This window comes from Parapedobacter tibetensis (assembly GCF_024704835.1).
Classification (GTDB): Bacteria; Bacteroidota; Bacteroidia; order Sphingobacteriales; family Sphingobacteriaceae; genus Parapedobacter; species Parapedobacter tibetensis.
The window spans coordinates 141,079-160,067 of record NZ_JAMXBE010000005.1; the positions used below are offsets into that span (position 1 = coordinate 141,079).

General features: G+C 46.5%; 24 protein-coding genes. 10 read left to right on the plus strand and 14 right to left on the minus strand.

Going from position 1 to position 18,989, the window contains the following annotated elements:
* Window positions 1–18: 18 nt before the first annotated feature.
* Genes NF543_RS10260 through NF543_RS10275 form a run of 4 tightly spaced genes read right to left on the minus strand, consistent with a single transcriptional unit; the run spans window position 19 to window position 4,206 of the window.
* Window positions 19–1,461, minus strand: coding sequence for a serine hydrolase domain-containing protein (locus NF543_RS10260; protein ID WP_257668040.1), 1,443 nt, complete (start codon window positions 1,459–1,461; stop codon window positions 19–21).
* A gap of 24 nt (window positions 1,462–1,485) precedes the next feature.
* A complete protein-coding gene (locus NF543_RS10265; protein ID WP_257668041.1) occupies window positions 1,486–2,229 on the minus strand; it encodes a LytR/AlgR family response regulator transcription factor in 744 nt (247 codons plus the stop codon).
* Window positions 2,226–3,269: a sensor histidine kinase gene (locus NF543_RS10270; protein ID WP_257668042.1), complete on the minus strand. Its 1,044-nt coding sequence runs from the start codon at window positions 3,267–3,269 to the stop codon at window positions 2,226–2,228. The genes NF543_RS10265 and NF543_RS10270 overlap by 4 nt, the downstream gene beginning before the upstream one ends.
* A gap of 43 nt (window positions 3,270–3,312) precedes the next feature.
* A complete protein-coding gene (locus tag NF543_RS10275) occupies window positions 3,313–4,206 on the minus strand; it encodes a LiaF transmembrane domain-containing protein (protein ID WP_257668043.1) in 894 nt (297 codons plus the stop codon).
* A gap of 354 nt (window positions 4,207–4,560) precedes the next feature.
* Between NF543_RS10275 and NF543_RS10280 the strand changes: the two genes are divergently transcribed.
* Both NF543_RS10280 and ypfJ read left to right on the plus strand, forming a co-directional pair.
* Entirely contained in the window at window positions 4,561–4,896 is a 336-nt protein-coding gene (locus NF543_RS10280) for a DUF3276 family protein (RefSeq protein ID WP_257668044.1), read from the plus strand.
* Between the two features lie 78 nt (window positions 4,897–4,974).
* Window positions 4,975–5,835, plus strand: coding sequence for a KPN_02809 family neutral zinc metallopeptidase (gene ypfJ / locus NF543_RS10285; RefSeq protein WP_257668045.1), 861 nt, complete (start codon window positions 4,975–4,977; stop codon window positions 5,833–5,835).
* 3 nt (window positions 5,836–5,838) lie between these two features.
* Here the strand turns inward: ypfJ and NF543_RS10290 are convergent, their stop codons facing one another.
* A complete protein-coding gene (locus NF543_RS10290; RefSeq protein ID WP_257668046.1) occupies window positions 5,839–6,819 on the minus strand; it encodes a long-chain-fatty-acid--protein ligase in 981 nt (326 codons plus the stop codon).
* 60 nt (window positions 6,820–6,879) lie between these two features.
* Window positions 6,880–7,623 carry a 3-oxoacyl-[acyl-carrier-protein] reductase gene (fabG, locus tag NF543_RS10295; protein WP_257668047.1) on the minus strand — a complete coding sequence of 248 codons (744 nt, stop codon included), beginning with the start codon at window positions 7,621–7,623 and terminating at the stop codon, window positions 6,880–6,882.
* A gap of 264 nt (window positions 7,624–7,887) precedes the next feature.
* On the opposite strand from fabG, the gene NF543_RS10300 reads away from it, so the two are divergent.
* Together NF543_RS10300 and NF543_RS10305 are read left to right on the plus strand one after the other, a co-directional pair.
* Window positions 7,888–8,745, plus strand: coding sequence for an energy transducer TonB (locus tag NF543_RS10300; protein WP_257668048.1), 858 nt, complete (start codon window positions 7,888–7,890; stop codon window positions 8,743–8,745).
* Window positions 8,746–8,749: 4 nt separating this feature from the next.
* Window positions 8,750–8,929, plus strand: a complete 180-nt coding sequence (locus NF543_RS10305) for a hypothetical protein (RefSeq protein WP_257668049.1) — start codon at window positions 8,750–8,752, stop codon at window positions 8,927–8,929.
* 104 nt (window positions 8,930–9,033) lie between these two features.
* Here the strand turns inward: NF543_RS10305 and NF543_RS10310 are convergent, their stop codons facing one another.
* Complete coding sequence (locus tag NF543_RS10310) at window positions 9,034–9,681, minus strand: hypothetical protein (protein ID WP_257668050.1); 648 nt, start codon at window positions 9,679–9,681, stop codon at window positions 9,034–9,036.
* 177 nt (window positions 9,682–9,858) lie between these two features.
* On the opposite strand from NF543_RS10310, the gene NF543_RS10315 reads away from it, so the two are divergent.
* Window positions 9,859–10,494, plus strand: a complete 636-nt coding sequence (locus NF543_RS10315) for a hypothetical protein (protein WP_257668051.1) — start codon at window positions 9,859–9,861, stop codon at window positions 10,492–10,494.
* Between the two features lie 66 nt (window positions 10,495–10,560).
* A complete protein-coding gene (locus tag NF543_RS10320; protein ID WP_257668052.1) occupies window positions 10,561–11,349 on the plus strand; it encodes a M48 family metalloprotease in 789 nt (262 codons plus the stop codon).
* A gap of 21 nt (window positions 11,350–11,370) precedes the next feature.
* Here the strand turns inward: NF543_RS10320 and NF543_RS10325 are convergent, their stop codons facing one another.
* The 5 genes from NF543_RS10325 to NF543_RS10345 form a co-directional block, all read right to left on the minus strand.
* Complete coding sequence (locus NF543_RS10325) at window positions 11,371–11,808, minus strand: c-type cytochrome (protein ID WP_257668053.1); 438 nt, start codon at window positions 11,806–11,808, stop codon at window positions 11,371–11,373.
* A complete protein-coding gene (locus NF543_RS10330; RefSeq protein ID WP_308378736.1) occupies window positions 11,808–12,455 on the minus strand; it encodes an SCO family protein in 648 nt (215 codons plus the stop codon). Before NF543_RS10330 ends, NF543_RS10325 begins: the two co-directional genes overlap by 1 nt.
* A 43-nt stretch (window positions 12,456–12,498) precedes the next feature.
* A complete protein-coding gene (locus tag NF543_RS10335; RefSeq protein ID WP_257668054.1) occupies window positions 12,499–12,942 on the minus strand; it encodes a transposase in 444 nt (147 codons plus the stop codon).
* A gap of 82 nt (window positions 12,943–13,024) precedes the next feature.
* Window positions 13,025–13,651, minus strand: coding sequence for an AlbA family DNA-binding domain-containing protein (locus NF543_RS10340; RefSeq protein ID WP_257668055.1), 627 nt, complete (start codon window positions 13,649–13,651; stop codon window positions 13,025–13,027).
* A gap of 17 nt (window positions 13,652–13,668) precedes the next feature.
* Entirely contained in the window at window positions 13,669–14,157 is a 489-nt protein-coding gene (locus NF543_RS10345) for a DUF4442 domain-containing protein (protein WP_257668056.1), read from the minus strand.
* Between the two features lie 165 nt (window positions 14,158–14,322).
* On the opposite strand from NF543_RS10345, the gene NF543_RS10350 reads away from it, so the two are divergent.
* From NF543_RS10350 to NF543_RS10365, 4 genes are all read left to right on the plus strand, one after another.
* Window positions 14,323–15,558, plus strand: a complete 1,236-nt coding sequence (locus tag NF543_RS10350; RefSeq protein ID WP_257668281.1) for an MFS transporter — start codon at window positions 14,323–14,325, stop codon at window positions 15,556–15,558.
* Window positions 15,559–15,560: 2 nt separating this feature from the next.
* Complete coding sequence (locus NF543_RS10355) at window positions 15,561–15,824, plus strand: hypothetical protein (RefSeq protein WP_257668057.1); 264 nt, start codon at window positions 15,561–15,563, stop codon at window positions 15,822–15,824.
* A gap of 192 nt (window positions 15,825–16,016) precedes the next feature.
* Complete coding sequence (locus NF543_RS10360) at window positions 16,017–16,715, plus strand: CoA transferase subunit A (RefSeq protein WP_257668058.1); 699 nt, start codon at window positions 16,017–16,019, stop codon at window positions 16,713–16,715.
* Window positions 16,716–16,745: 30 nt separating this feature from the next.
* Window positions 16,746–17,405 (plus strand): 3-oxoacid CoA-transferase subunit B, encoded by a 660-nt coding sequence (locus NF543_RS10365; RefSeq protein ID WP_257668059.1) that lies wholly within the window; start codon window positions 16,746–16,748, stop codon window positions 17,403–17,405.
* Between the two features lie 11 nt (window positions 17,406–17,416).
* Here the strand turns inward: NF543_RS10365 and NF543_RS10370 are convergent, their stop codons facing one another.
* Window positions 17,417–18,052 (minus strand): uridine kinase family protein, encoded by a 636-nt coding sequence (locus NF543_RS10370; RefSeq protein ID WP_257668060.1) that lies wholly within the window; start codon window positions 18,050–18,052, stop codon window positions 17,417–17,419.
* A gap of 15 nt (window positions 18,053–18,067) precedes the next feature.
* The gene (locus NF543_RS10375; protein ID WP_257668061.1) at window positions 18,068–18,979 is read right to left on the minus strand and encodes a DPBB and LysM peptidoglycan-binding domain-containing protein; all 912 of its coding nucleotides are present in this window, start codon (window positions 18,977–18,979) and stop codon (window positions 18,068–18,070) included.
* Window positions 18,980–18,989 lie beyond the last annotated feature (10 nt).

Below are 18,989 nucleotides of genomic sequence, written 5' to 3' on the forward strand. Positions count from 1 at the left end.
GGTGTCCATGATTCCATTTCAATCCGTTGATAAAATATGCCTTATAATGGCCATGCCTGTGGGTTCTACCGTTTCAGCGGCATTGGAAAGAACTACCACAGCCACCTTTTTATCAGGGGAGAAGGCAATGAAGCTGCTGCTGCCATAGGTCTCGCCTACATGCCGGTAGACTAACTCTCCACCTATTAAAGTCATGTGCCAAGCTAAGCCGATGTCTGTGTCGGGCGGGTTGAAATAGGTGAATTGCCGGGTAAGCGCCAAGGCGTTTTCCAAATCCGTTTCGGGCATTTTGAAGTGAGCCTTCGCATAAGTAAGGAGGTCTGGCACAGTGGATTTGAGTGATCCATGCGCTGTAATCGCATTAAAAGTCCAAAGTGGGGTTTCCACCCCCTTTTTATTGTATACTTTAGCCACGTACTGTGTATCAGTGTCGGGATGCTCCGTGGTGTTTTTGAGGCCCAGCGGCTGACAGATGATTTCCTGTATCATCTCATTGAACGGTTTTCCGTAAATGCTGGACAGGATATCACCTAGTATTCCGAAGCCTAGGTTACTGTATTGATATATGGAATCTGGGGCAATGGCTGCCTTGTATGTTTTCAGGTAGGTGTACAAATGTTCTTTTGTATATCCTTTGTAAGGATTCAACGAGTCGGTTGCTGTAGCATTTATATTGGTAGGGAGGCGGGGCAAACCCGATGTGTGATTGGCCAATTGCTTCAGGGTGATCCGTTTCAAGTCGACATTTCCAACTACCGAATCCGGTAAGTATTTGGTGATGGTGTCGTCGAGGTTCAGCTGTTGCGTCTCTGAAAGATATGCAAGCAATGTAGCAGTGAATGTTTTGCTGATGGACCCAATTTCAAACAAGGTGTTTTCATCAGGGAGCCGTTTGTTGTCCTTTTCTGTTTCACCGTAGTAATAACTGCTCGTTTTACCGGCGTTTACGATGCCTATTGCCAATGCATAGGTGTTGTTTTTTCGGCTATAACTCAGTGCTACGGAATCTACGAATCGATTAAAATTAGCGGCAGTGTTGCCACTTGGTGCCACAGCCGCTGGTTTATCAGCAACGGGTTCTTTATAGGGTTGGAAGAGGAAAGTTTCAATTTTATTGAGGCTATCCAGGCTCAAAACCAACTGTAATGGTGTGCTGATGAAATTCAGCTTATAGATTCCTTGTCCCTTTTCGTAAGTTACCAGTTCTGCCGACTGTATTTGGCCCAATGGATACATTTGCTGAGTCATCACTGTCTGGAATGCTTGGGGCGAAAGTGATTGCGTGAATTTTTTGCCAGCCAAGGCATAAATTGAATCGGTTTCCTGCAAGTTGAAGTGGTATTCTATTTTGTTGAAAACGGCTTGATTGATTCGTTTTTTATCTTCGTTTTCTTGTGCAATGACTGAAAATATGGGCAGTAATATGAGGATGCAACTAATTCTATTTATGGTTCCGAACATTTGGCAAAATTACACGAAACTCAACTACATTCCTAATAATTGTTTTAAGCGTGAATAACCACTTTTGCTCACGCTGGCATTTATGCCATTGGACAATACAGCGGTGTAACCGTCCTTTTCGTAGGGTTCCAAGCGGACGATATGCTCTATTTTGACGATGAAGGATCGATGTACGCGAATAAAATGAAGCGGATCGAGTTGCTGTTCGAATGAAGCCATTGTTTTGCTTTTCAGGAAAGTGCCTTCATCGGTATGGATTTTCACATAATCGTCATCTGCTTCAAGGCAAATGATGCTGTCTACAGGGATGATTTTGATTTTAGTACCTGTTTTTACGACCACGCGGTCCAGTCTGCCGTGCGTGCTGTGCATGTTTTCCAGCAATTTCCGGGTATTTTCCTTATCGACTTCCACTTGTTTGTTGTCAAGGAATTTGGCCATAGCCCGGTCAAATCGAGCCTTGGTGATGGGTTTCAGTAAATAATCTATCGCATGTTGCTCGAATGCTCGGATGGCATATTCATCAAAAGCGGTAGTGAAAATAACGGCTGGCTGCTTATCGATGATTTCAAGCATTTCGAAACCATTGATTTTGGGCATCTGTATGTCTAGGAAGACGATGTCCGGTTGGTATTGCATGATGGCTTTGGCGCCTTCAAACCCATCGTTGCATTCGGCTACAACATGTACTTGGGGATAACTTTCCAAGTACTCGGTTACGATGCTCCGTGCCAAAGGTTCGTCATCTACCAATACAGCCTTGATCATAATTGGGGTATCTTTATTATGCTGGTAAAGATATGTTTTGTTGCTTTAGTTTCCAATAAATCGGTACGTCCAAATAATAAAAATAGGCGACGTTGTACCCCTCGAAGCCCAAATCCAGTGCCCCTTCGAGGCTTAATGCTTTGGCTATCGTAGGGGTTTTTTATCGCGATCTCCAAAAGTTTGTTACTGCATGTACAGACGATGCTTATGGCCACATTCTCGGTGGTATCATAAAGGCCATGCTTGATGGCGTTTTCCACTAGTGGCTGTATGATCATGGCAGGTAGCGTCATCATCAGGCAGTCCTCGTCATGATTGATTTGCGTCTCCAGCCGATGGCCAAAACGTACCTTTTCAATTCCGAGGTAAAGTTGCAGGTGGTCCAATTCATCCTTGAGTGGAATGAGTTGCTGGTCGTCCTTACGCAATGTACCCCTAAGGAAATCAGATAATTGAAAGGTCATGTTTCGAGCTTCATCCGGTTTTCGGCCGATGAGGGCAATAATGGAATTGAGACTATTGAAAAGGAAGTGAGGTTGGAGCTGCTGGCGGAGGTTGTATAGCTCGGCTTCGCGCGCGAGTCGCTCGGCATCGGCTTTGCGCTGCTCATTTTCCTTGTACTCCTGTTGGATGTTCCATAGGATATTGATAATGGCCATCCATGCGATGAGTAGCGCATTGATGAAAAAACGCAAAGGGAGTGATAGGTCAATTTGATTGAGATAAGGTTTGTCCGTAATGACATATTGCAGAATCCACCTGCTTAGTGAAATGCTTATTGCAGCCAATACCAGCCCCCATATGACTACATAAAAGTATTTCTCTTTGCGGGGTAAATAATGGTTCAAGGCATTTGCGATGACGTAGCAACATAGTGTAATTACCGTTGCACTGACTAGGCTGTCGTTCAGTGCGAGCTCAAAATCTACCTCAAACCACCAAAGCAAAGCGGTTTGGATCAATGCATACGCCATCCAAATGATGAAGCAGCTGATGTTGACTAGTCTTTGCTTGGATGAAGTATAGGATGGGGTGCTCACTTACTTATGTTTGTCGGTTTCCTGATTTATAGTTCTTTATCAATCAGATGTTTTTGATGGTAATCCCTCCAAATATGGAGGTACCCTTGATGTACACGATCTTCTGCTCATCCTGTGGTACGCCTTGCATAAAACGCCTATCGTCCACATCGCCAAACACGGATATCACATCAGACTGTATCTTCCAGTGGGCTGGGACAATGATTTTCGTGCCAGCGAAAATCTGGAATACATCAATGACAATGGGGTGTTGGATATCTGCTTGAATAAGGTTGATATCTGTACCCCCAAAGATGTTGACAATCTCTCCGCCTTTGAAATTTTTGGAAATCAGTGTTTTCTTCACGTCGCTGAAAATGGCTGTAGACTTAATGTAATCGTCACTGGTAAAATTACCCCGATAATTATCTTGGTTATCAGTCTCGTTAAATGCAGCAGCCCCGCTGGATGCAGGGCCATCTGATTCGTTATCTGGCTTTTGGTAATTTTCCGGATCTGCCTCATCGACTACCCGTTTATCCCATTCATAATCCCCCGTTCGTTTGCGGAACTCCTTGGTTCCGCCGGGTCCGCTAGTATGTGGCCCCGTTCTTCCCCTTCCAAGCAATAGCCACAGGCCGATTCCGATAATAATGGCCGGCCAAAGAAATGGGCCGATATTGAAATGGCTGATGTTCTTGGCAAAGAAAAAGGCGCCAATACCGAGCAATATGAAAGATGCCGGATTCCTGAAGTTGGAATTTCCGCCGATAATCAACCCAACGACGATGAGTACCATGGGCCACATGTTATGCCAACTGAATATCCAATGAGGGAAGAGCCAATCGAAGCCGAGTTTCCCGGCAAGCAATACCGCCCCAATGCTTACGATGATTATTCCTGCCCACATTCTGCCTGCATTGGCATTGTTATGTATCGGACGACGCTTATTATTCATGCTATTGATGTATTAAAGTTCCTTAAAATATGAGGTTCAAAAATTTCCTGATGAGCCTATGTCCCAAAGGTAAGTTGATTTGATGCCAACCACAACAGGGATTAGGTAATGGGTGTTTTTTTTTCGGTGAATGGCCGGTTTTTTCCGGTAAAAGTGGGTGCCCATTGATACACTCGCGCTATATCCGCAACAAATGCTGCAATAAGATCGTACGTAAAGATTCTCCCAATAGGTGATTGATTTGACATATCGAAAATTAATTTTTACATTTTGTATCAAACATTTGTATTAATTAACGAAATTCTTTTATATTTATCCCGATTCTTGAGAATAAAAATATAAAAAAACTTAACAATGGGAGATTTTGACAACAAAGAGCGTGAAGAGGTTTTTTCAAAAAAAGTAAGAGCAGGTAAGCGTACCTATTTTTTCGATGTAAAGGAGACCCGTTCCAACGATTACTACGTTATCATCACTGAAAGTAAAAAAAGGTTTGAAGATGGCGTGTTCATCAAACACAAGATATTCTTATACAAGGAAGATTTTGAAAAATTTGCCGAAGGGCTGAACGATGTGGTGGAGTACATCAAAGCCAATCAGGAGGTTGTCGAAAAACGTTATGAGCCCGGCTTTGACAATCATACGGTTTCAGTGGAAAATACAGATTCCAAGGATAATTTTTCTTTTTAGTCAATAAGAAGAAACACGAGAATGATATAGAGCCTTGCTTTGATGTGGGGCTTTTTTTATGCCTAAATAAATTGCATTATGCGTTGGAAAGGTGGTAGAAAAAGTGGGAATTTTGAAGATCGCCGGGGGATGTCTTCAGGCGGGAAGCTCGCCCTAGGTGGCATAGGCGGTATCATCATACTGGTCGTTGGTTTACTATTTGGTGGCGATCCACAAGAATTGCTACAGCAAATGCAGACCACAGACATGCAGCAGTCCAGCGGACCGGTTGAAACCAGTGCAGAGGAGAATGAGCTCGTTGAGTTTGCTCAAGTGATACATACGAGTACGGGAGATGTGTGGAGGGCGGTTTTCCGCTCAGAGGGATTGGAATTCCGGTCTGATACATTAGTGGTATATTGGGATAGGACACCGACAGATGGCTGTGGGATGGGAGCTGCCGCTTACGGGCCGTTTTATTGCCCAGCAGATGAAAAAGTATACATTGACCTCAGCTTCAACAATGAGTTGAAAGAACGGTTTGGTGCAACTGGAGAGTTTGCCATGGCTTATGTGCTTGCCCATGAAGTGGGGCACCATGTCCAAAAACTTACGGGAGCCATGGACAAGGTAAATTCCATGCGGGGGCGTTTAAGTGAACGTGAGTATAATAAATTAACGGTCAAGCTGGAGCTTCAAGCAGATTTTTACGCAGGCATATGGGCACATCATGCCAATAAAATGTCAGATGTCTACCTTGAATTTGATGACATCATAGAAGGCATGAAAGCAGCGGAAGCCGTAGGTGATGATCGTCTGCAGATGCAGACCCAAGGAAAGGTGGTGCCAGAAGCCTTTACGCATGGTACATCCGAACAGCGAGCGTATTGGTTCAAAAAGGGATATGATACAGGTGATATCCGCCAGGGTGATACCTTCAATGATCCGAGCTTGCAATGAGGGTTACTGTACCAATAAATTACAACCCCTGATATCGCTTTGATCAAAGCGCCCCAACACTTCGAAGCTGTCATCGGAGTAGGCTTTCCCCAGGTCTTGTGTGGCAATAAATGAACAGGAATGTACATTGGCCAAATCGATAACGTTGATTGCGCCTGTGCGGCCAGCGGGAAGTAATGTAAACGGGTCGTTGGTATCCCTGATGCTTATTTTCATCCACGGAGGGCAATGAAAGAATCCCTTGCCCTGTGAATAAGCCTGCGAAAGCAATTCAGTCATGCCATATTCGGAATGTATCGTATTTACGTGGAATCCCTCACAAAGCAAATGATGCACTTGTTCACGAATCATTTCACGCCTTTTGCCCTTCATGCCACCCGTTTCCATCACGATTAGATTTGGAAAGTCGATTTCGTAATGTTCCACGAAATCCAGGAGGGCATATGTAACACCAAGAAGTATGGTTTTTGTCCCGCTTGCCTTCAAACCATGCAGTGTATGATGTAATTCATCGTGATTATATAGAAAATACCCACTCAATGGGTGGATGCTGTGGCGGATGAGGTCGTCTACCATGTAGATAAGCGATGACCCCTCCCGCTCAGCGTAAGCGGGGAGAAGCGCGAGTATCGCTATGTTTTCTGGATAGCCGTAAAACCGTTCAAATGCCTCCCTAAAGCTTTGCTCATAAATCGCTACATCCACTACATAATGCTTACTTTGTGTACTACCCGTGGTGCCCGAACTACTAAAGACAATTTGGGGTTCTTGTATAGATGCGGTGACATGATGGTTTTTGAAAAGCTCGATGGGTAGGAAAGGGATGTCTTCCACCCGGGTGATGGTTCCCGGCAGTATACCAAGCAGTGAAAGGTATTCGGTATACACGCTGCAATGGGCTGCCTGAAAAGCAAAGATTTCCAAGCAGGTTTCTTCAAATTCCACGGCGGAACTGATGGAAAATATACGATCGGTTAATACCATATCGGTAAGTACATGGTTGGTGATCTGTTTGAACCACAATTGTTTATCAAGTGTGTTTTATTAAAGCATGCCTCCGCACACTGAAAGCACCTGCCCATTGATGTAGGAAGCCATGTCAGAAGCAAGGAACAAGCAGGCATTGGCCACGTCCTCCGTTTCGCCAGCGCGTTTCAACGGGATACCCTGTTCCCAACCTTCTACCACTTTGGGGTCCAAAACCTCGGTCATTTCCGTACGGATGAAGCCTGGGGCAATCACATTGGTACGGATATTCCTTGAACCCAATTCCTTTGCTATGGATTTGGAAAAACCGATGATACCAGCTTTGGAGGCCGCATAATTGGATTGGCCGGCATTGCCCTGTACACCTACCACTGAACTCATGTTGATGAATGCCCCCTTACGGTTTTTCATCATGATTTTGGACGCAGCCTTAGTGACATTGAATACCGATTTGAGGTTGATATCGAGCACATCATCCCATTGGTCTTCAGTCATCCGGAGCAATAATCCGTCTTTGGTGATGCCCGCATTGTTGACCACAATGTCTACCGTACCAAACTCCACGACAATATCGCCGATGAGTTTCTCAGCTTCGTCAAATTTAGAAGCATCCGAACGGTAACCTTTTATCTTGGTGCCATACGTTTGTAATTCCTTTTCAAGGGCTTGCCCCTGTTCCACGGAAGAGAGGTAAGTGAACGCGACGTTTGCCCCTTGTTCTGCAAACTTTTCGGCTATTTTCCGGCCAATCCCCTTTGATGCGCCAGTGACAAGTGCCGTCTTTCCTTCAAGTAATTTCATTTTTTGTCTTTACTTTATCTGTTCATAAGCTTTTGCGCAAACTTAGCTAAAAAGCACGGTATTTGCGAACGGAGGACTTAATCTAGCTTGAAATCTGCAGTGGGTACTGTACCTTGGACGAACATTGAAAAACCCCTGAATATCGGTATTTTACAATTCGCTGTTTACGGATACCTTTGGAAGGTCTGCAGGATAGTTGTTTTTTCAAACAAGTGTAGACACTGATATGATGGACATATTTTAAATTAACGGAATGATAACGGAATGTTGAAAAGTTTATTTTATTTAGAGGCACAACGCTGGGTGTTGGATGCTTTATTCGTTTGCTTGAGTATGTTGCTTGCCGGCCCACTTTGCAGCAGGGCGTATGCAGAAATCGGTGGTGGAGTCGATACGACGATTCATACAGCCGTAGAAGTCACACCTGAACCATTTGGAGGAAAAGAATGGTATTTAGATCAATTCGTAAAAGATTATCGGATACCCAAGGAAGCTATCGAAGCTAGGGCGGCAGGTTTATTGGAAATCAATTTTGTAGTAGAGCGTGATGGTCGTTTCTCGCAGATCGAGGTGCCTCGAAGTCCCGGATATGGTACGGCAGAAGAAGCGCTCCGGCTACTCAAAAAATCGGAGAGATGGAAACCCGGATTGATGAATGGCCGGCCGGTTCGGGTGGCCTGCAGTTTCCTATTCCGGGTCAATAGCCTTAACGGGTATATCCGGCGGGCAAGGATTGATGAATCGGATGATGAGGTTGCAGTTGAAGTACCGCCCGCGGCTTCTAACGATACGGTAGGCGGAGAAACGGAAATTTATCAAATGGTGGAGGTCATGCCTGAACCCCCTGGCGGACTGAATGCTTTTATGCAATGGGTGGGACAACAGTATAGATTCCCGAAAGCGGCTATAGAAGCTAATGTAGCTGGGAGATTGCAAATTTCTTTCGTGGTGAACCATGATGGAAAACTGACCGACCTTAAAGTCGTCAGGGATCTAGGGTACGGTACTGGCGAAGAAGCTATCCGGGTGTTGAAAACATCGCCCCGCTGGAAACCGGGTGTACAAGAAGGGCGGGCCGTCAGGGTCAGCTATAGCTTACCCATCATCTTGAGTCTACAATAGCGCAATGGATTTTATCGTTGATATGGACTGGAAGTGCAGCTGGCATATCCTAAGGGATTTCATGCTATCGAACCTGGGGAATGTTTTCATCAAGTCCGTGCTTCACGGAGGAGAAGAGGAGCTGGCGATCAATTACTCCACGCTATTCCGGTACATAAAACAGGGACGGGAGGTGTTGGTTTAATTTGGTAAAGCCCACACACGCAAGAAGGGAGCCGCCTCCGCGACTCCCTATGGTGTATTATTTCCGCTGCTGCCAACGTTGCAGCAACAGCATTGCGGTAAAGCTTACCCTTGGGTTAGAGCGCGATGCATGATACCGGTTCGCTCCATTCCGATTTGCCATAGCCATTGCACGCACGGGCCTGCGCATAATAGCGCACCGTCTCCGTTGCCGGAGCGATTACATTGCCCACGGACGAGGTCGTCACGAATAGCTCCCCCCACCGAGGGTTCGGCATCGCCTTCCGCTTTCGTGCCGTAGCGGTATTCGTAATAGAGTTTACCCGGCACTTTCTGCACGCTGAACACCAGCTGGCCCGATTGGCGCCCGCGTACCAGCCGGCCACCGAAGGGCTGCTCCGGCACCCGCCCCTGCTGCGGGTAAGCCGAGATGCGAAATCCGGAACTGAGCAATACCGTCAGGTTGCCCCGAGCTGTAGTGTTTACGTGGAAAGCCAACCGCTTCATCAAGTCGGCCAACACGAGCCGGGCATCGTTCTTGGCCGATGTTTCCTCCGGGCCACTGCGTTTGCGGGCAATCGCCAGTTTGGCCGAGAAGTCGTCGCACGCGGTGGCGACCTCGGCCAGATCGGGCACCGGTGCCGGATAGTGGGTGTTGTCGGTCATGGCCTGCAGGACCGTGTTGGATTGCACCAACAATTCGTTGTCTGGGACATTTGAGAAGCCTCCCAGGGCTTGCTGCTTAAAGTTCATAACTTTAAAAATTAAAAGTGAAACCATGGTGACCGGGACCGCCCCGGTCTATAAGAGCAAATTACTACGGCATGGAAGGCCGGGACGAATTTTGGCGGCAAATGGCGGGAATTGGCGGAGATTCCCGCCATTTACCGCCACTTCCTGCTAGCTACGTAGCACTAACGGTCGGCTGTCATGGGCAACGGCGATACCCGCCATGGGTGCCTTGCACGCTTCCATGGGCTACCGCCCCGCGCCGTGGGCCAAGCGATCGTTAACATGATACGGGCTTGCCGCTCCTTGGGGGTAGCCTCTGGCAGCCATGGTATAGAAAGCGGCGTCCATGGGCTAGAAAACGGCGACCATGGTATAGGAGCAGCAATCCATGGAATAGAAAACCCAAGCAAGGGGCTACGAAAACGCTTCCTGGGGGTAGGGAGCGGTGTCCTTGGGCTAGGAAACAGCAACCATGGTGCACGAAGTGACGTCCATGGGGTAGATCGGCAGCTCCGTGGTGTAGCAAGCCGCCCCCATGGGTGGGCCATCCGCGGGAAGGCACATGGCACCGGCAGCATAGGGGTAGCTTGCCGCGGCCACGGGCTAGCGAACGTTATCCACGGGGTAGGAAGCCGCTGGCACGGCCGAGCGCGTGACTTCGGAACCCTAAGCCATCGATCCGAGGTTCTACGCCGCTGGGGAGAAGTCCTACGCGGGCCGCGCCTACTGCGTGGAAATGACGGTATCCAGATATATCCGCTCCAGATAAAAGAGGCCGCCGTATTGGATACGGTGCCCGATTGGTTTTTTACAACCCCTGTTTTCAGGGATTGAACCCTGCCTGCTGATTGTTTAACTTTGGGACGTTAAACGTAATAAACTTGTAATTTATTAGAGTATATGAAAACGACGATTATTTCCATGTGTACTATTGCTTGTTTGTTGTTGGTACAACAAGCTGAAGCACAGATCAAGATCCGGAATGCGACCAAAGCCACGGGCGCGGTTACCAATGCGGCAAAGGCCGCCACGTTCAGTGATGAGGACGCCGCAAGCTTGGCTAAGGAGGCTGTCGACTGGATGGACGAACACAATCCGGTGGCGGAAGGTGACGACCCGTATGCTGCACGGTTACGTAAATTGACCCAAGGGTTAGAAAGCGAAGATGGCCTAAGCCTCAACTTCAAAGTGTATAAAGTGATTGACGTCAATGCTTTTGCCTGTGCGGACGGAAGCATCCGTATATTTTCTTCGTTGATGGATATGATGGATGATGACGAATTGCTGGGTATCATTGGGCATGAGATCGGCCATATAAAAAATAAGGATACCCGCGACGCCATCCGCCAAGCGTATACCCGGGCGGCCATCGGCGATGCCGCTGCAGCTACCTCCAATGAGGCCGCTACCCTGTCAGACACCGAGCTAGGCAAGCTGGCCGACGAGATACTGGGTGCGAAATACAGCCGCAAACAGGAAGATGAGGCCGATAAATATGCTTATGAATTCCTTAAGCGGCACGGACACGACGTGATGGGGCTGATTTCGACATTCAATAAGTTCACCGAGATGGCGGGCGACGAAGAGCGTAGGAAGATGTCGCGTATGCTAAGTTCCCATCCGGACAGCAAGGACAGGGCGGCGGCTATCGAAAAAATGGCAAAGGCCGACGGTCTGTACAAAGAGTGATGCTTGTGAAATTGGCCTGGGTTAACGGTTGGCAGTGGAGCATGTTTCCAGCGAACGCTGTATTTCCTCAAGAGTAAACATGTCCATGTCATTGCCGAACGAGTTGCCGATGTAAGTAAGCACATAAGCGATTTCAATGGGGGTAAGTTGAGGGTTTGGGGGCATCTCGGTGTCAAATACCTGATTGTTTATTGCTATTGGTCCGGACAGGCCATTTTTAACCATGCAGGCGAGTTGCTCCCGATGGTTAGTCAAGAAAATACTGTCAGTAAGGGGTGGGTATAGGCCCCCAAGCCCTTCTCCCTTGGTACCATGGCAGTTTTGGCAATGCGCCACATAGAGCTTTTGTCCATTCACCGTGTATTGTGCCGTGCGGATGGCTTGTTCACTTTGGCAGGAGTGGAGTACGCAATACACCGATAAGAGGGCAAAGCACATATATAGGCATGTGTTCCGCATCACTCATATTCCTTCAAGAGGATTTCCAATTCATTGAATAATAGTTGTACCTGCTCATCTTCCGTGCCGTCATATGCGCCACGGATGTGTTTGTCCTTGTCGACCAAGATGAAATATCCGGAATGGTCATAACCCCCTGGAACACCGCTATCTTCCTTGGTATAAACCATGTAGCTGTCGGCAATGCCATAGATATCGGCTTTGCTGCCGGTCACAAATTGCCACTGGTCATTGGTAACTCCCAGTTTATCGGCATACGCTTTGAGCACGGAGGGGGAGTCGTGTCGGAAATCGATGCTATGCGAAAGGAATCGTACTCGCTCGTCTCCTTTATATTTTTCGTATACCTTCAGTAAATTACGCTGCATGGTGGGGCAGATACTCGGACAATGGGTAAAAAAGAAATTAGCAATATAAACACCGTTGTCGAATGTATGGCTGGTGATGTATACGCTATCTTGGTTTAAGAATTGAAAATCAGGTATGCGATGGTATAAGGTGTCTATAATGGTGTCGCCATTTACCAGTTTCGATACCGGTTCGCGCGACCCCAGTATGGGAAGTGTTTTTGTCCGTTGGTCCATGCCACAGCCAACGATGGCCAGCAGCAGATATAGGCTTGGCAATAAAAGAATGATACGCATCATATTAGCTGATTTATTGATAAGGAATATGCAGTAACGCGGCATATCAGAACTGTGCCAATTTATCAGTGCTTTCCTTGGATACTTGGTCGAATAGCTGTTTCATATCCTTTACTTTGCCGACTTCCTCTTCATAATATTCCTTGATTTCTGTGGTGGATTTATCCTGGGGATCGACGTCAAATTCCGTCATCCAGTCCATCATGGAATCGGTGGCCTGCTCCAGCTTGGCTTTCAATGCAGACAGATCAACTCGGGTTTGTGTGGTATCCAAATCCGGATAAGCAGTCTGTAATTGAGGTAAATTGGCCAGTAGTGAATCGATTTTTACACTGTTACGGTCGAAAACACTGATTTGGGGCATAATTTCATCGTGGATGGCGATGGCTTCTCCACGTAATTGCTCAATTTTGTTTGCGCCATCACCTCCGCCGTTGCATGCGGAAAGCAATATGGCGACAGTACTGGCCAGAAACATCATCTTCTTCATGGTCTTCTATTGTTGTTTACTTGCAAAGATAGGGAAAACTATAGGTAACTATGCCGGTTTCCACTGAGCTTGTTTAAATTGGTCATAAGGTTTCGGTATAGTATTCATCGCGATCACCACTATGTACTTTAATAACACCTGCCACGATGAGGTTGACGAGGATACGTTGTGTTTTGCGTCTGGAGAGCCGGAGGTGTTTGCACAATTCGGGTAATTGCGGTTTTGCGTGGGCATGTACATAATTAAGTAATTCCTTCTCCTTATCCGTATAGTTGACGAATATGCCATCAGGTTGGTTGCCACGATGCAGCACGTCCACCACCACCTTGCCGGCCAAGATGCTTTTGTCCTTCACCCGTACGTACACCCACCATTTTTTATCATCGCCAAGGGCATAATGGGGCTTGGTATCACTCGCTACCACCTCCGCCACCAGCACCAGTTTGTCATCCACATATATTTCATCGAAATGGAGTTCGATGGCCGGACGGCAATATTGATGTCCGGCGCGCTGGAGCATGTATTTTTCCTCTTCCTCGTTTTTTACTCCTTTGATATGACCGTTGTCTGCGACACCCACCAGCAGTTTGCCGCCCTTATTGTTAGCAAATGCAACCAATGTTTTGGCTATTTTTCCACAACTGCTGATTTTGTTTTTGAAATCGAGTCGTTCGCCTTCTCCTTGCAATATTAATGTCTTGATAGTCACTATTGTATACTTGGTTGTTAGGTATTTATCGTTTGCTTTTTTGCTTGGTATCGAATGTCCTTTATATACACTTCATTCTTCATGATAGCACAGGTTTCCCCGTTTTTATCCGCTATGGTTATGGGATAGGTCTTCATGAACTTGCCCTTGTTTGTCAGCGCCGTTTCAACTTCTTGGATATCTTTTGAATGGATTACAATGTTGAAATACAATGCCGAACGTGCGGGTTTGATATATTGGATGGAAGCACTCTTGAGCCACACCACGGTACTGAATCCTTTCCGTTGGAAGATTTGGTCAAATATAAGGGCATAGAATGGGTCGGCCGCTGCAAAGATGGTACCACCAAAGATGGACGCATTATAGTTGCGGTTGAGGAGGCTTCGATTAATTTTGACCTCCACGCCCATGAAACCTTTGTGGAAATGACGCACCCAAATCCGCTGGAAGAAAAAGGGGGGATACAACCGCATGACCCATTTCAGTGCATTCTCCGATAATCGCATACGACTACTAAGGTAGCCAGAAATTTTGAAGAATGAAAATTTTGTCGACAATCGGTGTTGGCCCTATGTCATGTACCTCTTTACAGGATAATTTTTAAAACCGACCGCTACGACGTTTTGGATTTCAATTAAAATTATAATTTAGCGATGTAATTCTATTTCATGATGGCCAAAGAGAACCTAACCATAGCTAGCACCAGAAACGCATGGCTATTGGTAATTGTAGCCGCATTGGGCTATTTTGTGGATATTTATGACCTTGTAGTCTTTTCCATCGTCCGCGTGCAGAGTTTCCATGACATTGGCATTCCGGAAGCGGAGATGCGTACCGACGGGGAGTATGTGCTCAACATGCAGATGGGCGGCTTGTTGCTTGGAGGCTTGCTATGGGGGGTATTGGGCGATAAATTTGGCCGTATCAAGGTGCTTTTTGGTTCCATTTTGATGTATTCGCTCGCTAACATTGCCAATGGATTCGTGCAGGATATCCATTCGTATGCCATCATTCGCCTCATTGCAGGTATTGGCTTGGCAGGAGAACTGGGAGCGGGCATTACCTTGGTGAGTGAGAGCATGAGCAAAAGCAAACGCGGATATGGTACCATGATTGTGGCAGCGGTAGGTGTATTGGGGGCTGTTGCAGCCTATTATGTTTCCGAAATTTTCGATTGGCGCAATGCATATTTTGTGGGAGGGGGAATGGGCTTGCTGTTGCTTATCCTTAGGGTAGGCACGTTTGAGTCAGGCATGTTTAGAGGGGTTGCCAATAAACCGGTTGAAAAAGGTAAGCTTAGCATGCTGTTTACAAACAAGGAACGGTTTAAGCGATATGTCTACTGCCTACTAATCGGATTGCCGATATGGTTTGTGGTCGGTATTTTGATAACCCAAGCACCCGAGTTTGGAAAAGCGCTGAATGCGCCCACTACATTGAGTGCAGGCAAGGGGATTCTGTTTACCTACTTGGGGCTTTCGCTTGGTGATATACTCGCGGGGTTGTTTGCCCAAATTACGAAATCACGTAGGTTGGCGGTATTTATATTCCAGGTATTAATCATTGTTTCCACGATATGGTATTTGCATAGTGAGGGACTTACTGAGCAACGCTTTCATTGGATAGCGTTTTTCATGGGCATCGCCATCGGCTATTGGGCTACATTTGTGACGATTGCATCGGAACAATTCGGTACCAACCTCCGGGCTACCGTTACAACCACCGCCCCAAATTTTGTCCGCGGAGCTTTGATACCTTCCACCTTGCTGTTCGAATTTTTTGTTGGGTATTCCGATATCATCATAGCGGCATATATCATGGTCTTCCTACTTACAGGGATTGCCATATTTGCCCTCAGTCAATTGAAGGAGAGTTTCAGTAAGGATTTAGATTATGTGGAGGAATAGAGGTGATTCAATCATTGTTTAGGGCATTTCCTGCAGCGCTTACCCCGTTTGTATTTCTTGCAGCATTTCTTGAAATCACAGCCGGAACCATCGGTATATGGATTCAACCCCTTAAAGTTTTGCGGATCTGTCGCGTGGAACAAGGGGCAGGCCAATTGATCCGTCATGCAAAAATAGTTCTCTTCACCCATGGCGCTGCAAAGATAGCAATTGTATTTTATTTAGAAGAATTCTTAATTAATATTAAATGCGTTTGTCTTGGCTGATGCTCCAAAAATATTGGAAGGATGTATTTGTTATCAGCTTAATTTGTGTAATTAATAGCCCCATTTCTCTATGGGAATGTAAGTATGAGGAGGGTGATTTGCTGAAATTTTTCTTGCTGTTATTAGTACATTTACGTAACTTGTGAACATCTCGAAAGAGGGATAATACCAATTCATTAAATGAGCTAATCCATGATTAATAAAGTAGTAAACCATGCTGAGGAAGCCATAGAAGGTATGACGGATGGCATGACGCTCATGCTAGGCGGTTTTGGGTTGTGCGGTATTCCCGAAAACTGTATCAGTGAAATTGTAAAAAAAGGCATCACCGGACTTACCTGTATTTCAAACAATGCAGGTGTGGATGATTTCGGTATCGGCTTGATGCTCCACAAGCGGCAAGTGAAAAAAATGATTGCCTCCTATGTTGGCGAAAATGCGGAATTTGAACGCCAATTGCTGAGCGGCGAGTTGGAGGTGGAGCTTATCCCCCAAGGAACGCTGGCCACACGTTGTCTTGCGGCAGGTTATGGTATGCCTGCCATCTTTACGCCTGCGGGCGTTGGAACGGAACTAGCCGAAGGTAAAGAGGTGCGTGATTTCGGCGGCAAGGACTACCTGATGGAAATGGCTTTTGAAGCCGATTTTGCCATCGTGAAGGCGTGGAAAGGCGATACCGCTGGTAACCTGATCTATCGGAAAACTGCCCGTAACTTCAACCCCGTTATGGCCATGGCCGGCAAAATCACGATCGCTGAAGTGGAAGAATTGGTGGAGGTAGGTGAATTGGATCCCGACCAAATCCATACCCCCGGTGTCTTTGTGCACCGAATCTTCCAAGGAAACAGTTATGAGAAACGGATTGAACAGCGTACTGTTCGTTCGGTTTGAACGTCAGCAAATAAACAAATAAAAAAGAACATGCTTGACAAAAACGGAATAGCAAAGCGTATTGCCAAAGAAATAAAGGATGGGTATTATGTCAATTTAGGAATAGGCATCCCCACGTTGGTAGCCAATTATATACCCGATAATATCAATGTAGTATTACAATCGGAAAATGGCCTGCTGGGCATGGGGCCATTTCCTTTCGAAGGGGAGGAAGACGCCGATCTCATCAACGCAGGCAAACAAACCATTACCATGTTGCCAGGGTCGGCCGTGTTCGACTCGGCGATGAGCTTCGGAATGATTAGGGCCCAAAAAGTGGATTTGACCATCTTAGGAGCAATGGAAGTATCGGAGTATGGCGATATCGCCAATTGGAAGATTCCTGGAAAGTTGGTCAAGGGAATGGGAGGGGCCATGGATTTGGTTGCCTCGGCTAAAAATATCATCGTGGCCATGCAGCAGGTGAATAAAGCTGGTGAAAGTAAGTTGCTTCCCCAATGTACCCTGCCGCTGACAGGCGTGAAATGTATCCGTAAAATCGTTACCGAGATGGCTGTATTTGAAGTGGATGTTGAAAATGGGGGCTTCCACTTGGTAGAACGGGCACCGGGGATAAGCGTCGAGCAGGTACGGAATGCGACGGCTGGTCGATTCATTGCCAATAACGATGTGCCTGAGATGCAGCTGTGAGAAAGCAACGGTTAAAGCACCTTGGTGCGTAACTCAGCCGATATCTCATCGGTAATGGCAATGATAGGAGCGGGGTCATCCGTATTGTTGATGATGATACGGTCACACTGCTCTCTGAAAGGAAACAAGTATTCATGATAGGCCGGCATCACATGGTTTACCCATTTGTATCGTACATCTTCTTCATCGTATCCACGCTCCACTAAATCCCTTTTGAGTCGTCTTTGTAAAGCGATTTCCTCCTCAGCATGCAAAAAAATGCGGTGGTCGAGCAGGGCATTCACTTCCTCGTAGTAAAAAATAAATAACCCTTCAACAATTAGGATAGAGGCGGGCTTGGTTTCGAGCATTTTTGGTTTCAGCGCAGGATTATTGAAGGTGTATTCCTCTCGGTATACTGTATTCCCTTCAAAAAGCAAACCGATATCACGATGAAAAACAGCCCTATCAATAGCCGTGGGCACATCAAAATTATAAAGCTTATTCTCCTCCTGAGTCTTAGTGTTGGCGGGGATATAATAGTCGTCTTGAGAAATAAGTGCCACCTCATGGGGGGCAAAGTGGTTGAGGAAACAGTTTAGAAAAAATGTTTTTCCTGATCCGCTGCTGCCAGCAATGCCAACTACATAGGGGGGGTCGGCCCTCATTTAATTTGTTTTTAACTACTTATCAAGTGGTTCATTTGGTGTGCCATAGGCAATCTCTACCTGAAAACGCCTGTCCAATACACCAATGAGTGAGGCGGCAGATTTGGAGATGACAATGATGGCGTTTTGCGTTTCGGCAGTGTCAGCAAATTTCCCTACTACCTTAGCATACGTAGTGTGATTAGTCATGGGATTGGTAATCTTGATGACGGTACCTATGGGAGCTGTCTTGTGCAAAGCCAACATGCTACCCCCGTCTTGGCTGAGGTCGTCAATCCATACTCCGACACCTTTTTCCGTCATTTCCCGGATTCCATATTTGTTTGCAGGGACATCCAGTGCGTCTTGCGCAGCGGTGGAATCAATGATATTGCCAGACACGATTAGCTGGCTTGCGGTAGGGATGGGGGGAGGCAGTTCCTTGTGGGGTATTTTCAGGAGGCTTCCTTCCTTTGCCGCATCATCTGTGAGACCGTTTGCACGCTTGATACTCTCAACCGAGATGATAAACCGTTTAGAAATCGTTTGTAATGTTTCACCTTTTCCCACTTTATATTGGGTGTAGTCTTGTTGGCTCAGCGTGGGGGGCGTAGGTGCAGTTATAGCTGTAGGCTGGGAAGAGGTGGTACTAGCCACCGTTTGGGATGATTCTGTAGGGATGCGCAGGGTATCGCCCATCTTCAAGGGTTTGTTGTTGTTGGCAGCAATGATGTTCTTTGCCGGTATATTATAGTGCCTTCCCAATCCGAAATAAGTTTCCTTAGCCTCCAGTTTATGGATGATAATTTTTTTGCCGTTCTCGAATTCCACACCAATGGAATCGGCAGGCATCGAGGCAGCTTCCAATGAAAGGCAAGTACTGCCCATCAGTATGGCTACGAAAAAAGATGCACGATGATGTATGTATGATTTATTTGTTATGCTCATGTTAAAATCC

Bases quoted from the DNA above. Each gene is read 5' to 3' on its own strand.
- ypfJ (WP_257668045.1), top strand. From the start codon at position 4,975: ATGCGTTGGAAAGGTGGTAGAAAAAGTGGGAATTTTGAAGATCGCCGG.
- NF543_RS10325 (WP_257668053.1), bottom strand. From the start codon at position 11,808: ATGCGGAACACATGCCTATATATGTGCTTTGCCCTCTTATCGGTGTAT.
- NF543_RS10265 (WP_257668041.1), bottom strand. From the start codon at position 2,229: ATGATCAAGGCTGTATTGGTAGATGACGAACCTTTGGCACGGAGCATC.
- NF543_RS10360 (WP_257668058.1), top strand. From the start codon at position 16,017: ATGATTAATAAAGTAGTAAACCATGCTGAGGAAGCCATAGAAGGTATG.
- NF543_RS10320 (WP_257668052.1), top strand. From the start codon at position 10,561: ATGAAAACGACGATTATTTCCATGTGTACTATTGCTTGTTTGTTGTTG.
- NF543_RS10280 (WP_257668044.1), top strand. From the start codon at position 4,561: ATGGGAGATTTTGACAACAAAGAGCGTGAAGAGGTTTTTTCAAAAAAA.
- NF543_RS10290 (WP_257668046.1), bottom strand. From the start codon at position 6,819: ATGGTATTAACCGATCGTATATTTTCCATCAGTTCCGCCGTGGAATTT.
- NF543_RS10315 (WP_257668051.1), top strand. From the start codon at position 9,859: ATGGGCAACGGCGATACCCGCCATGGGTGCCTTGCACGCTTCCATGGG.
- NF543_RS10330 (WP_308378736.1), bottom strand. From the start codon at position 12,455: ATGATGCGTATCATTCTTTTATTGCCAAGCCTATATCTGCTGCTGGCC.
- NF543_RS10375 (WP_257668061.1), bottom strand. From the start codon at position 18,979: ATGAGCATAACAAATAAATCATACATACATCATCGTGCATCTTTTTTC.
- NF543_RS10275 (WP_257668043.1), bottom strand. From the start codon at position 4,206: ATGAATAATAAGCGTCGTCCGATACATAACAATGCCAATGCAGGCAGA.
- NF543_RS10300 (WP_257668048.1), top strand. From the start codon at position 7,888: ATGTTGAAAAGTTTATTTTATTTAGAGGCACAACGCTGGGTGTTGGAT.
- NF543_RS10305 (WP_257668049.1), top strand. From the start codon at position 8,750: ATGGATTTTATCGTTGATATGGACTGGAAGTGCAGCTGGCATATCCTA.
- NF543_RS10335 (WP_257668054.1), bottom strand. From the start codon at position 12,942: ATGAAGAAGATGATGTTTCTGGCCAGTACTGTCGCCATATTGCTTTCC.
- NF543_RS10345 (WP_257668056.1), bottom strand. From the start codon at position 14,157: ATGCGATTATCGGAGAATGCACTGAAATGGGTCATGCGGTTGTATCCC.
- NF543_RS10260 (WP_257668040.1), bottom strand. From the start codon at position 1,461: ATGTTCGGAACCATAAATAGAATTAGTTGCATCCTCATATTACTGCCC.
- NF543_RS10370 (WP_257668060.1), bottom strand. From the start codon at position 18,052: ATGAGGGCCGACCCCCCCTATGTAGTTGGCATTGCTGGCAGCAGCGGA.
- NF543_RS10365 (WP_257668059.1), top strand. From the start codon at position 16,746: ATGCTTGACAAAAACGGAATAGCAAAGCGTATTGCCAAAGAAATAAAG.
- NF543_RS10310 (WP_257668050.1), bottom strand. From the start codon at position 9,681: ATGAACTTTAAGCAGCAAGCCCTGGGAGGCTTCTCAAATGTCCCAGAC.
- NF543_RS10350 (WP_257668281.1), top strand. From the start codon at position 14,323: ATGGCCAAAGAGAACCTAACCATAGCTAGCACCAGAAACGCATGGCTA.
- fabG (WP_257668047.1), bottom strand. From the start codon at position 7,623: ATGAAATTACTTGAAGGAAAGACGGCACTTGTCACTGGCGCATCAAAG.